Source organism: Archangium violaceum (assembly GCF_016859125.1).
GTDB lineage: Bacteria > Myxococcota > Myxococcia > Myxococcales > Myxococcaceae > Archangium > Archangium violaceum_A.
This window is the reverse complement of the sequence record NZ_CP069338.1, coordinates 4,408,074-4,419,940: the sequence shown is the minus strand read 5'-3', so window position 1 is coordinate 4,419,940 and position 11,867 is coordinate 4,408,074. Positions and strand designations below refer to the sequence as shown.

The following is an 11,867-nucleotide window of genomic DNA, read 5'->3' as shown; positions in this document are numbered from 1 at the left end:
CGGCCCCCTGCCCACGGAGCCCTCGCTCCGTGAGCAGGCAGGCGTGCGTCCCGGCCCGTCTGGGGAGCTACTGACCGAGCTGGAAGGAGCCCTCGGCCACCAGCAGCAGCTCCACCGCGGGCGCGGCCTTCGCGCCGAAGGCGGACAGCGCGGTGGCCTGCGCACGGACCGCCGTCGCATAGGCCTGGTAGGCCTCCGCCGTCTTCGTGGCCAGCAGCGTGACATCGACGGCGTTCGACGACACCGCCGCCGAGATCGCCGCGTCCAACGTCGCATCCAACGTCGCCGCCGCAGTCGCCGTCGCCTGCACCGCCGTGCTCACCGCGAGCTGGTTGGTGGCGTTCACTCCGAGGTAGTTCCCCAGCACGGAGGCCTGCACGTTCGTGCTTCCCGCCACGCTCGCACCGAAGCTCGCGAAGGCCTGCGCCGCCGCCGCGGCGCTCGTCGACGCGCGCACCTGGGCACGCAGCGTGGTGCTCGCCGTCACCGCCTGCTGCTGCACGTCATCCGCCGCGTTGGCCGCCGCGAGGATGGCGGACAGCGCCGCCCCCGAGGCCCGCGCCTCCAGCCCCGCCGAGGCCCGAAGCGCCGCGTCCACCAACGGCTGCGCGTCCTCCGCGGACAGCCGCGCCTTCACCGTCGCCCGGAAGGACGCACTCGCCGCGCGCTCGGCCTGCGCCTGCTCCTCCACCTTCGCGCCCAGCCGCTCGGCCGCCGCCCGCAGCTCCGCATGGAACGTGTCATAGGCCTGCTCCACCGAGGAGCCCGCGTCCAGCGCCACGTTCAGCGCCGCCGCCGCCGCGAGCTCCTGCTGGAAGAGCGCGGACTGGCTCGTCTGCACGCCTGCCTTCGCGTACATCTCCAGCTCCGCCTGCTGCGCCGCGCGCACCGCATCCGCCAGCGCCTTCACCCGCGAGCGGAAGTCCTCGCTCGTGGAGGACTGCTGCCGCGCCGCCGCCGCCATGTTGGCGTTGATGCGGGCGCGCACGTCCACCATGTCCACCGTCTCCGCCCGAGCATCCGCCGCCATCTGCAGGAAGACCTCGGCCTCGAGCGAGCTCTCCCCGTCCATGGGAGGAGCCACCGCGTCCTGGCCCTCGGCGGTCGCCTCGAGCAGCGCCGAGGCCACCACCTGGCCCGAGGCGTCCACGGCCTCCAGCACCAGGCGCTCCTCTCCCGCGGGCACGTCGAGCGTGTAGCGCCCCTGCGCCTCCAGCTCGCCCTCGGCCACCACCGTCAGTTTGCCATCCTGCCCCACGGTGCTGGCGCGCACCTGCGTCGCCGCCGCCACCGTTCCCGAACCACCGAGCCGGTCCGCGCCCGAGACCAGCGCCTGCTGCTGCGTGCCTTCGCCGTCCGTCACCCGCCCCTTCACCTGCACCGTGTTGCCGCCACACCCCGTGGCCAGACCCAGCACCACCACTGCCGCCCAGAGGTTGCGAAGCGTTGTCGTCTTCAAGGTTGTCTCCTCAGTCGCGAGGCGCCACGTCCGGCCTTCCGGCCAGGCTCCGGTACGAGCGCTCGTGATTTGTTTGACGGAAGAACCCCCGATTGGATCAGCGCAATCCTCCGCACTCCGGGTGGGAGTGGGTTTGACTCATGGACGCGCACATCCCGAGGAGAGGGATGTGAAAGCATGGAGGGATGAGATGGCTTCGATTGCTCGTCTTTCCGCTGGTGCTGGCCCTTGTCGCTCCGGGTATGGGCTGCACCGAGGACGAGCCCTACGTCCGAGCCCTTTCGCCCGTCGACGAGCCCCCCTTCGACTACGAGCTGTACTGCGACGCGCGGGGACGACTGGTGGGTGAGGACTCCGCCGTACTCCTCGTGCGGCGGCCTTCGCACCTGGAGCGGGTGTACACGGATGCGCAGCACGGCGAGGCGCGCGCCCGGGCACTCGCCTGGAGACGTTCAGCAACAAGAGCCGCGACTTCAAGGGCTGGAGTTTGGATGGCATCAGCGCTCAAGCACGGGCCGACGCATACGAAGCCCGTATGAAGTACGGAGGTACCGTGCAGGTACGCCGCCCTGGCCATCCGCTCTTCGGGCAGGACGTGCCCGTGTCCCGGGTTCATCTCGTGTATGACGCCAAGACGATTCCGCCCCAGCTCAAGACACGCATAGGCCCCCAGCCATGACCACCCCTCCTCCTCCCGTCCGGGATTTCGCCGCGGTGAACGGGGCTCGTCTGCACTACGAGCTCCAGGGTGATGGATTCCCCGTCGTGCTGCTCCATGGCGGACTGCTCGATCTGCGCATGTGGGACGGTCAGGCCGGACCGCTCTCGCGGCACTTCACGACCCTCCGCTACGACCTGCGTGGCTTCGGCAAGACGCAGGCCCCCGTCGGACAGCCCTACGCGCCTTACGAGGACCTGCGCGCCCTGCTCGACCACTTCTCCATGGACCGCGTCCATGTCATCGGCCACTCGCTCGGCGGACGCTTCGCGCTCGACTTCGCCCTGGCCTTCCCCGAGCGCGTCTCCTGCCTCGTCCTCGTGGCCCCCGGCATCAATGGCGCCCCGCCCTCTCCCGAGGAGCACGCCTGGTACATGTCCCTCCTGGGCTCGGGGAGGGAGAAGGATCCCCAGGCCCTCGTCGAGGCGTGGCTCGGCGGCGACTACCTCGCCGCCGCCATGGCGCGTCCCGACCTGGCGCCCGTGGTGCGGCAGTGGACGCTCGACAACCTGGCGAGCATGAGACCCGGCGCCAACCTCCCCCAGGCCCTGGAGCCCGCGGCATATGGCCGGCTGGAACAGCTCCTCATGCCCACGCTCGTCGTCGTGGGGGACAAGGACAACCCGGTGATGTCGAGGAACGCGGAGGAGCTGGCGCGGCGCGTGCCCGCCCTCACCCGCGTCACCCTCCCGGGCGTGGGACACCTGCCCAACCTCGAGCGCCCCGAGGACTTCAACCGCATCGTCCTCGACTTCCTCCTCGCTCGGAGCTCCCCGGGCGCCCCCTGAGGCAGCCAGGGGGGACTCCCAGGGCACTCCTCACCTGGCGGTATCATGGGCCCGGGCGCGGCGAGGTGACACCCCCGCCGCGACCCTTCCTCTCAGGAAAACCCCCATGCCGCCGTCCCACCGAGTTGCCTCGGGAGTCCGCCGTCCCGCGCTCGCCCTGGCCGGAGGGCTCGCTGTCGCGCGGCCTCGAGCCACTACGGGCTCGTTCCGCCTCTACACCCTTCTGGATTCTTGCACTTGCAGACCCTCGAGGCGTTCGTGTCCGTCAATGCCTCGCAGGTATCGGCGGACTCGGGGCAATCATCGGTCGATCTGCAGAGCTGCATGCACACCTTGTCGTCCGGATGGCAGAGCTCGGACTCCAGACAGTCCTTGTCCACCGAGCACGACAGGTCGATTCCTCCCTTGCAGGCCGTCAGCGCCAGGCCCATCGCCCCCAGCACGACGAGCACCCTCGTCATCCTCCGAAGCTGCATTCCCGGCTTCCTCCTGAATGAGCCCTCCACCCGCGAGAGCATACGCCCTCCACACGCCTCGGCGGACAGCTCACTCGCGAGGCGCGCGGCTCAGGCGACGAGGTCGTCCACGTCCTCGGGCAACCCGAGGTGCCGGCGCGCCACGGCCGTGAGCGCCGCGCTGGAGATGGGCTTGCGCACGAACTCGGAGACCCCCGACTCCAGCGCACGTTTCTCGAGGTCCGGCGCCTTGCCACCGGTGAGCAGCACGAGCGGCACGCGGCTCACCTCGTGCCGTTTGTCCGAGCGCACCTCGCGCACGAACTCCAGCCCATTCATCCCCGGCATGTTGAAGTCCGCGATGACGAGGTCCACGGGATTCGCTCCCAGCAACTTCAATCCCCGATCGGAACGGTCCGCGTCGAGGAACTCCACCTGCTTCAACTTCATCAAGTAGACCTTGATGATGTGCCGGATGGTGTCGCTGTCATCGACGAGCAGCACGGTGCGCTTCATTGAATTCCCCTCGGCGAATCCAGCCACAAACGGGAAGCCGTGGAAGAAAGGATTCCGGAAGCTCCCACGTGTGTCGACCCGAGGTCATTCGCCGCGGGCACCCGCGCGATCAACATTGAACAGACCAAGCGGATGAAAGCAGGAGCATGTTCAACACCCGACTGCGGTGGATCAGGCGACGAGCTCCACCCCCGCGGGCAATCCGAGCTGCCGGCGCACCACGGAGGCGAGCGCATCGATGGAGACGGGCTTGCGCACGAACTCGGAGGCACCGGCCTGCAGCCCCCTGGCCTCGAGGTCCGGATCCTTGCCACCGGTGAGCAGTACGATGGGCAGCCGCCGCATCGGCTCGCGCGCACTCGAGCGCACCTGGCGCACGAACTCCAGCCCATCCATTCCCCCCGGCATGTTGACGTCCGCGATGACGAGATGCACCAGATGCGTCTGCAGCAACTCCAGCCCCCGCTCGGCCCGGTCCGCATCGAGGAAGTTCAACTTCAACTTCATCAGATAGACCTTGAGGATGTGCCGGATGGTGTTGCTGTCCTCGACGAGTAGCACGGTAGGTGTCACAGGAGCCCCCTCGCTTCGCGTGGATTCGTTCCATTCCCCGAGTCCATCCACCTCGCTACAATGCCCCATCCCCAGACCGCATCCATGGCACCGGGGGGTGATTGACGCCGCCTCCCATGTCTGAATGTCTGGCTCAAGGAGAGAGTCCAGGAGCCTCGCTCGTCCAGGAGGAGGACACGCGGCGCGAGCGGCGGAAATGACGCCGAAGCTCGGACAGCGGCAGGGTGTTGAGCACATCCTCCGCCTCCAGCCAACCCCGCCGCGCCACCCAGACACCGTGGCGCAGGTTGTCCAGGTGTTGCGCGTTGTGTGAGTCACTGGAGATGACGAGCTTCACCCCCGCCTCCTTCGCCCGCCGGCACGCCGCGTCCGTCAGGTCGAGCCGCTCGGGCTGCGCGTTCACCTCCAGCGCCACGCCCTCCTCGCGCGCCACCTCCAGCACCCGCTCGAGGTCATACGGGTAGGGGTCCCTGCTCCCGATGAGCCGCCCACTCGGGTGTCCCAGCACGTGCACGAGTCCGCTGCGCAGCGCGCGAACGATGCGCTCCGTCATCTCCTCCGAGGACATGTTGAAGCGCGAGTGCACGCTGGCCACCACGCAGTCGAGCTCCGAGAGCACCCCGGCGTCGAGGTCCAGCGCGCCAGTGGAGAGGATGTCCACCTCGATGCCGGCGAGCAGGTGGGGCCGCCCGCGCAGCTCCCGGTCCATCCAGCGTCCGGGCAGCTTCGGGAAGGCGCTCACCACGCGCTCGGGGTCCGTCGAGGACACGAGCAGATCCAGGTCCCCCACCGTCTCCTTGTGGCGCCGCAGACTGCCCGCGGCGATGGCCTGCCTCACACCTGGAATCGCGCGCAGGCGCGCCACGAGGTCCTCGGCGTACGGGAGGGCGCGGTGCAGAGGGACTCGCCCCTGACGGGAGCGGTGACGCGCAATCGCCGAGACGATGGCCTCCGCGCGTCTGGCGCCCATACGAGGCAATGAGGCCAGACGACCGCTGAGCGCGGCCTCCTCGAGTGCGTCCACGGAGGTGACGCCCAGTCCCTTCCACACGAGCGCGGCCGTCTTCGGGCCCACGCTCTCGACGCGGAGCAACTCCATGACGCCCGGGGGAACCTTGCCGCGCAGACGTTCGAGCACGTCACAGGTGCCCGACTCGACGAGCTGGGCGATGCGCTCGGCGGTGTGGACTCCTACACCGGGCAGGCCACCGAGCTCTCCCTTGCGCACCAGCTCGGAGATGGGAACGGGGAGCGTGTCCACCACCTGCGCCGCGCGCCGGTAGGCGCGGACCTTGAAGGGGTTCTCGTTCGTGAGCTCCAGGAGGTCGGCGATCTCCCCGAGCATGGCCACGACCTCGGCGTTCTCCATGGCGCGCTCCTCCGCGGTGGACCCTCCGACTCAATGTCGGTCGTCCCACGGAGCAGGGGAACTGAAGCGAACGGTGGAGCAGGCAGACCCGGGAGCGCTCACTTCCCCCGATGCTGAAGGCGCTCCAGTTCGGCCTGGAGTTGCGCCAGACGGCGCTCTGCCTCTTCCCGACGCCGGACCTCTTCTTCTCGCCGTCGTGCTTCCTCTTCTCGCCGTCGTGTTTCCTCTTCTCGCCGTCGGGTTTCCACCGCCAACCGCCGGGCATCCTCATCCGCACGCTGCTGCACCGCTTCCAGCTTCTCCTGCAGCCGCGCCACCAGTTCCTCCGATTCCAGCAGCAGCGCGTTGCCCGCCCACACCTGCAACTTTTCCCCCACCACCTCGAACTCCAACCCCAACACTTCCGAGGAGTAGCGCCCCTCCTTCGCCTCCACCCGCTCGTACTTCTTCGCCCCGGGCTCCGGCAACCGGTAGACCTCCAGCCGTTGCCGAGACCGGTCGTAGATGAAGTACTCGGGGATACCCACGCGGGCATAGCGCTCCACGTTGTACTCGGCGTCCTTCTTCCGATCGCCGCCCACGTGCACCTCCATCACCCAGTCCAGCCCCCTACCCTCGTGGCTCACCACCCACTTGTCCCGCTCATGCTGTTCCACCTCCAGCACCGCCAGCAGGTCCGGCGCGAAACGCCGCTCGCCCGGGTAGTACACGGGCAGCTCCGCGCCCAGGTACACCTTGCGTCGCTGATGGCGGAAGTAGCCGCGCAGCACATCCAGCGTTCGCACCTTGGCCTGGAAATGCCGGTCGCCCTCCGGCATGGCCATCTCGTCCCACGTCACCTCCCCGGGCAGTGACTCCACCACCCGAGCCCGCTCCTCCGGCCCCATCGCCTCCCACTCCTCTTGTGTGGGCGCCCGGGGAAAGGCGTCCCCATCCTCGTTCCTGTGCCGTCCCATGCACTCAAGCCTGCGACGGGTGACCTCTTGGGTCAATCTCCCCGAGGCAACTTCTCAGCAAGGAGCGGGCCGAGTGGACAAAAGGCATGGCCCCGAGTGCACGGAGGCCAGACGGCTCGCGCACCACCGCTCATGAGATGGAGGGGGCGTCCCATTTCGCGGATGCACGCGAACGTGGGGTCGTCCCCTGGAGGCCCTGACACCGGACCTCCAGGGGACAAGGGGCAACCTCCGCGGATCAGCCCGCGCGGAAGCGCGTGTCGAAGCGGGTGGCACCCTGCTCGCGCTTCACACCGTGCGTCGTGTTGGCGGCCAGGTGCTCCAGCACCTTGAACACCGTCTCCACCTCGTCCGGCGCGCCCACGGTCGTGGCCATCTCCTCGGCGGTATGGCCCTTCGCCTTGTCCTCGCGCAGCTTCGCGAGCACCTTGCGCTGCAGTTCCAGCACCACCCCCGCCGCCTTCTTCCCCGCCTCCACACCCGGCTGGTGGTACGCGTTGATGTTCACCAGCGTCGCGTAGAAACCCACCGCCCGCTCGTACAAAGCGATCAGCGCTCCCAGCGTGCGCGCGCTCACGTCCGGCACCGAGAGCGTCATCGACTCGCGGCCCTTCTCGAACAACGCCTTGCGCGTGCCCAGGAAGAAGCCCAGCAGGTAGTCCCCGCTCGTGATGTCCGGCTCCACCTGCATCGACTCGCCGTCCCGGTCCTTCAGCACCTCCAGGAAGGTGGCGAAGAAGTTGTTCACGCCCTCGCGCAGCTGCTGCACGTACGCGTGCTGGTCCGTGGAGCCCTTGTTGCCGTAGACGGCGATGCCCTGGTTCACCTCCTTGCCGTCCAGGTCCTTCTCCTTGCCCAGCGACTCCATCACGAGCTGCTGGAGGTAGCGCGACAGCAGCATCAGCCGATCCTTGTACGGCAGGATGACCATGTCCTTCGCGCCGCGCCCGTTGCCCGCGTGGAACCACATGAGCGCCATCAGCGCCGCCGGGTTGCGCAGCGCGTCCCGCTCGCGCGTCGCCACGTCCATGTCACGCGCCCCCGCCAGCATCCCGTCGATGTCCAGCCCCTGCAGCCGCGCCGGCAGCAGGCCCACCGCCGACAGCACCGAGGTCCGTCCGCCAACCCAGTCCCACATGGGGAACGTCTTCAGCCAGTTGCCCTTCTTCGCGTACCGGTCCAGCTCGCTGCCCTCGCCCGTCACCGCCACCGCATGCCGGCCGAAGTCCAGGCCCTTCTGCTGGTACGCGCGCTCGGCCTCCACCATGCCGTTGCGCGTCTCCTTCGTTCCGCCCGACTTGCTGATGACCACGGTCAGCGTCTCGGAGAGCTTGTCCCCGAGCTGCGCCAGCACCCGGTCCATCCCGTCCGGATCCGTGTTGTCGAAGAAGAACACCTGCATCCGGTCCGCCGCCGTGCCGAGCGCGTCCGCCACGAGCTGCGGCCCCAGCGCCGAGCCGCCAATGCCCACCAGCAACACGCGAGTGAAGCGGTCCGCCTTCGGGGGCTTCACGCGGCCGGCGTGCACGTCATCCGCGAAGGAGCGCACCGCCGCCACCGTGTCCTGGACCTCCTTCGTGATGCCCGGCTCCGGCGCGCGCTCGGGGGCTCGCAGCCAGTAGTGCCCCACCATCCGCTTCTCGTCGGGGTTGGCGATGGCTCCCTTCTCCAGGGCCTCCATCGCGTCGAAGGCCTTCTCCATCGGGCCGCGCATCCGCTCGAAGAAGTCATCGGCGAAGTTCATCCGCGACACATCGAGCGTCAGCCCGACCGACTCCACTCCACACAGGTACTTCTTGTAGCGCTCCCACAGTTGGCGCTCGCTCATCTCGTCTCCCTCTTCTGGAGTTCCTTGTGCCGCCCGTTCCTACCGCCATGCCGGGGGCGGGGAAATGGGTTTGATGCGCGCCACGCCCGGGGAATGACACTCAGCTTGATACACGCGCCGGCCCCACCCCATCATCCCCCCGCCATGAGCCAGCCCTGGATGCTCGAGACGCCCGCTCCGCCCGCCGACCTGCGCATTCCCTATGGTGATGGTCCCCACCAGTTCGGAGACCTGCGCCTGCCTCCCGGAGAGGGTCCGCACCCGGTCGTCGTGGTGGTGCACGGCGGCTTCTGGCGGGCGAAGTATGACCTCGAGCACGTGGGCCACCTGTGCGCGGACCTCACGCAGCGGGGCTACGCCACCTGGAGCCTCGAATACCGGCGCGTGGGCCACCCGGGCGGTGGTTGGACAGGCACCTTCGAGGACGTGGCTCGGGGCACGGACCATCTCCGTTCCCTGTCGGCCAGGTACCCGCTGAACCTCGAGCGCGTGATCACCCTGGGGCACTCGGCCGGGGGACACCTGGCGCTGTGGCTCGCGGGGCGCGGGCGGCTAAAGCCCGGGCTGCCCCTGTACGTCGAGAAGCCCCTCGAGCTCCGCGGCGCGGTGTCGCTCGCGGGCGTGGCGGACCTGGAGCGCGCTGCCGCCCTGCGCCTCGGGGACGGCATCGTCGAGTCGTTCCTCGGCGGCTCTCCCGAGCAGGTCCCCGAGCGGTATGCGCTCGCGTCACCCGCCGCGTTGCTACCCCTCGGGGTGAAGCAGGTGCTGGTGCATGGAACCGAGGACACCACCGTTCCGTTCAGCATCAGCACCGGGTATCACGCCCGGGCCTCCGCGCTCGGTGACTTCGTCCAACTCGTGAGCCTACCTGGAGCGGAGCACTTCGAGGTCATCGACCCGCGTGCACAGGAGTGGCCACGAGTCCTGGAGGCGGTGGCTTCCCTCCTGTGACTCCGGGGCCAGGCGGTTCTGGCTGGAATGTATGCTCTTGGATTGCTAAGAGGCCCCGCCCCGGGGACGTCCTGCGCAATTCCAAAGCGGACCAAACCGGCATCCAAGGAGTATTTCGTGAAGGAAGTGATGTTCAGGAATAATGCAGTGGGTTCGCTGCGCTTGATGATGTTGCTGGCGGCTGCCGCGGTGACTGCTTGTGGCCCGGCGGACCCGGAACTGGCGCCTTCGTTGGCGTCGGATTCGGACGCGCTCGAACAACAGCTGTCCGGCCCCACACAGAGTGAGGTGGAGTTGATCGATACTCTGAGACCGTCGCTTCGCTGGCGTCGCGTGACTGAGTATTCCTATGCGAACGGATTCGCCGCCGGATTCAACAACTACCACTACGCGGACTACGGCTCGGGTCTCCTTCTTGGGACCATCCTCATCAATATCAATTCCCATGCCGTGGAGTGGCGTGACGTGCCCCTGTCCGAGCTGGGAAATGCAGACATAGACGACATCCCGGAGATGTTCAAGCGAGCGACGGATTACGCGTACAACCATGGGTTCGCCGGAGGGCTTCCGACCTTTCATAGAGGGACAAATGAGCAGGGTGAAGTACGAGGCGTGTACTTCTTCCGTCCCGGATCTGTCAGTTGGGTGGACGTGCCCACGAACCAGCTTCGTAACTACAGCTTCAGCGTAGCCAACGTGCGCGAGATGATGACGGCAGCCCATGACTATGCCACGGCACGAGGCTATGCCGGTGGCCTGCCAACGTTCCATGAGGCGACCCACGACGGAGTCGCGTATCGCGGTATTCTACTGATACCGCACTCAACGGCGGAATGGCGTGACGTATATGTGACGGAGTTTGACAAGTATTGGCCGGAGCAGTGCACGCCAACCCAAACCTATACCTGCTACCGCTACTGCAACGGCATTTGCATGCCCGGTCATCTCTGTCTGGGCAACAGCCATACCACTGCCGGCCCCCTGGTCAAACACTGCTCCGATGAAGCCGCGGAGATGCCGACCCCATCCACCGAGTGCGAGTCCTACTTCCCGACATCGCCATACCTTCATTGCGAAGATTTATGACAGTCGTCTCTCTCCGAGGCATTGAGTTCAAGGTACGAGCCGCGCCAGGTTTTCGCTCGAACAGGCGCACACCTTCGAATGCATGGTGAGGGGAGGGAAACGGTATAGAAAGGACGGTCCGCTCCGCCAGGAAACGCATAGAGGAGCGGACCAATGACCCCCGGGGAGTGGCCGCGGGTCGTGAAGGCGGAGGTATCCCTCTTGTGAGCGAGCTCAGATCGACCCGAGCAGTTCGGAGAGCTCGCGCACCCAATTGACGCGCTCGAAGTTTCCGTGGTTCACGAGCAGCGAGCGATACGAGTCGCGCGAGGAGAAGCGCCGGTCGACCTCGATCAGCACGCCAGTGTCCTGGACGCGCGGAACGAAGGACAGCTCCAGCTCGTTGATGCGTCTCGCATAGGGCCCGTGCTGCGGCCGGAACTCGATCTCCTGGTAGAAGCCGGCGGTCGACTGGAACCCCTTCCCTCGCAGGGTGCCCTTCTCGACATCCGCAGACACCATCCGGAAGCCCAGTTCCTCGAGCGCCGAGAGCACGCGCTGCATGGGAGGCGTGGGCTCCACGATGAGCGCGTCGCGGTCGGTCGAGTCGACGCCCTTGTCGATCTCCAGTCCGGTGTCCAGCCACACCTTCGCCCCGCGCCCGTGGTGCGGCCGGGAGTGGGTGTACGACAGCTTCGCCGAGCTCCCGCCCTGGGACGAGAGCGCCGTCACCGGCGTCTCGAGGTGGACGTACATCTCGAAGGGAATGGAGACACGCTCTTTCTCCCCGACGCGGAAGTCGCGCGCGAGTGGCGCGCGCGAAATGACGAAGTTCTGCCTGTACTCACTGTCGCCCGACTCCACCTCCACCTGCGTCATGAGGAAGAGCGAGACCTCCTCGATTTCCTGCGACACCTCGCCTCCGGTGATGTGCACCTCGCCGCGAAGCGTACCTCCCGGCACCACGCGGTCATTGACCAGCCTGGTGTCGACCTGCGCCGAACCAGCCCCCATGCTCGCCAACAACTTCTTGAACATACCTGCCCTCCGATTGGGTCCAGGCTTCATCGCCGGAGCACCCCACGAGACACCTGTACCTAGAGCAAGGTCGCTGGTTCCAGGCACAGATAATCTCGATGGATTCCTTCGACCCAGCCTGGGGGAGCCTGGAGGAAAGCGACAGCGGTGG

At 67.5% G+C, this 11,867-nt stretch carries 12 protein-coding genes; 4 read left to right on the top strand and 8 right to left on the bottom strand.

Annotated elements, in window-relative coordinates:
* Positions 1-67: 67 nt before the first annotated feature.
* A complete protein-coding gene (locus JQX13_RS55445) occupies positions 68-1,459 on the bottom strand; it encodes a hypothetical protein (RefSeq protein WP_203410393.1) in 1,392 nt (463 codons plus the stop codon).
* Positions 1,460-1,644: 185 nt separating this feature from the next.
* On the opposite strand from JQX13_RS55445, the gene JQX13_RS19030 reads away from it, so the two are divergent.
* The gene (locus tag JQX13_RS19030; RefSeq protein WP_203410392.1) at positions 1,645-1,998 is read left to right on the top strand and encodes a hypothetical protein; all 354 of its coding nucleotides are present in this window, start codon (positions 1,645-1,647) and stop codon (positions 1,996-1,998) included.
* A 136-nt stretch (positions 1,999-2,134) separates the two neighbouring features.
* Positions 2,135-2,965: an alpha/beta fold hydrolase gene (locus JQX13_RS19025; protein WP_203410391.1), complete on the top strand. Its 831-nt coding sequence runs from the start codon at positions 2,135-2,137 to the stop codon at positions 2,963-2,965.
* Positions 2,966-3,159: 194 nt separating this feature from the next.
* Here JQX13_RS19025 and JQX13_RS19020 read toward each other — a convergent pair whose 3' ends face one another.
* From JQX13_RS19020 to JQX13_RS18995, 6 genes are all read right to left on the bottom strand, one after another.
* A complete protein-coding gene (locus tag JQX13_RS19020; RefSeq protein ID WP_203410390.1) occupies positions 3,160-3,441 on the bottom strand; it encodes a hypothetical protein in 282 nt (93 codons plus the stop codon).
* Positions 3,442-3,531: 90 nt separating this feature from the next.
* Positions 3,532-3,936: a response regulator gene (locus JQX13_RS19015; RefSeq protein WP_203410389.1), complete on the bottom strand. Its 405-nt coding sequence runs from the start codon at positions 3,934-3,936 to the stop codon at positions 3,532-3,534.
* A 171-nt stretch (positions 3,937-4,107) separates the two neighbouring features.
* Positions 4,108-4,509, bottom strand: coding sequence for a response regulator (locus JQX13_RS19010; protein ID WP_239014868.1), 402 nt, complete (start codon positions 4,507-4,509; stop codon positions 4,108-4,110).
* Between the two features lie 133 nt (positions 4,510-4,642).
* Complete coding sequence (locus JQX13_RS19005; RefSeq protein ID WP_203410387.1) at positions 4,643-5,878, bottom strand: helix-hairpin-helix domain-containing protein; 1,236 nt, start codon at positions 5,876-5,878, stop codon at positions 4,643-4,645.
* A gap of 98 nt (positions 5,879-5,976) precedes the next feature.
* Positions 5,977-6,834 (bottom strand): Uma2 family endonuclease, encoded by an 858-nt coding sequence (locus tag JQX13_RS19000; RefSeq protein WP_203410386.1) that lies wholly within the window; start codon positions 6,832-6,834, stop codon positions 5,977-5,979.
* Between the two features lie 238 nt (positions 6,835-7,072).
* The gene (locus JQX13_RS18995; protein ID WP_203410385.1) at positions 7,073-8,662 is read right to left on the bottom strand and encodes a glucose-6-phosphate isomerase; all 1,590 of its coding nucleotides are present in this window, start codon (positions 8,660-8,662) and stop codon (positions 7,073-7,075) included.
* A gap of 144 nt (positions 8,663-8,806) precedes the next feature.
* Here JQX13_RS18995 and JQX13_RS18990 point away from each other — a divergent pair, with 144 nt between their 5' ends.
* A complete protein-coding gene (locus JQX13_RS18990) occupies positions 8,807-9,613 on the top strand; it encodes an alpha/beta hydrolase family protein (protein WP_203410384.1) in 807 nt (268 codons plus the stop codon).
* Positions 9,614-9,730: 117 nt separating this feature from the next.
* A complete protein-coding gene (locus tag JQX13_RS18985) occupies positions 9,731-10,699 on the top strand; it encodes a hypothetical protein (RefSeq protein ID WP_203410383.1) in 969 nt (322 codons plus the stop codon).
* Between the two features lie 213 nt (positions 10,700-10,912).
* Here the strand turns inward: JQX13_RS18985 and JQX13_RS18980 are convergent, their stop codons facing one another.
* Positions 10,913-11,716 carry a sporulation protein gene (locus tag JQX13_RS18980; protein WP_203410382.1) on the bottom strand — a complete coding sequence of 268 codons (804 nt, stop codon included), beginning with the start codon at positions 11,714-11,716 and terminating at the stop codon, positions 10,913-10,915.
* Between the last annotated feature and the right edge of the window lie 151 nt (positions 11,717-11,867).

Excerpts from the sequence above, each read along its gene's own strand:
- JQX13_RS19015 (WP_203410389.1), bottom strand. The coding sequence starts at position 3,936 with ATGAAGCGCACCGTGCTGCTCGTCGATGACAGCGACACCATCCGGCAC.
- JQX13_RS19000 (WP_203410386.1), bottom strand. The coding sequence starts at position 6,834 with ATGGGACGGCACAGGAACGAGGATGGGGACGCCTTTCCCCGGGCGCCC.
- JQX13_RS18995 (WP_203410385.1), bottom strand. The coding sequence starts at position 8,662 with ATGAGCGAGCGCCAACTGTGGGAGCGCTACAAGAAGTACCTGTGTGGA.
- JQX13_RS19030 (WP_203410392.1), top strand. The coding sequence starts at position 1,645 with ATGAGATGGCTTCGATTGCTCGTCTTTCCGCTGGTGCTGGCCCTTGTC.
- JQX13_RS19020 (WP_203410390.1), bottom strand. The coding sequence starts at position 3,441 with ATGCAGCTTCGGAGGATGACGAGGGTGCTCGTCGTGCTGGGGGCGATG.
- JQX13_RS18990 (WP_203410384.1), top strand. The coding sequence starts at position 8,807 with ATGAGCCAGCCCTGGATGCTCGAGACGCCCGCTCCGCCCGCCGACCTG.
- JQX13_RS18980 (WP_203410382.1), bottom strand. The coding sequence starts at position 11,716 with ATGTTCAAGAAGTTGTTGGCGAGCATGGGGGCTGGTTCGGCGCAGGTC.
- JQX13_RS19025 (WP_203410391.1), top strand. The coding sequence starts at position 2,135 with ATGACCACCCCTCCTCCTCCCGTCCGGGATTTCGCCGCGGTGAACGGG.
- JQX13_RS19005 (WP_203410387.1), bottom strand. The coding sequence starts at position 5,878 with ATGGAGAACGCCGAGGTCGTGGCCATGCTCGGGGAGATCGCCGACCTC.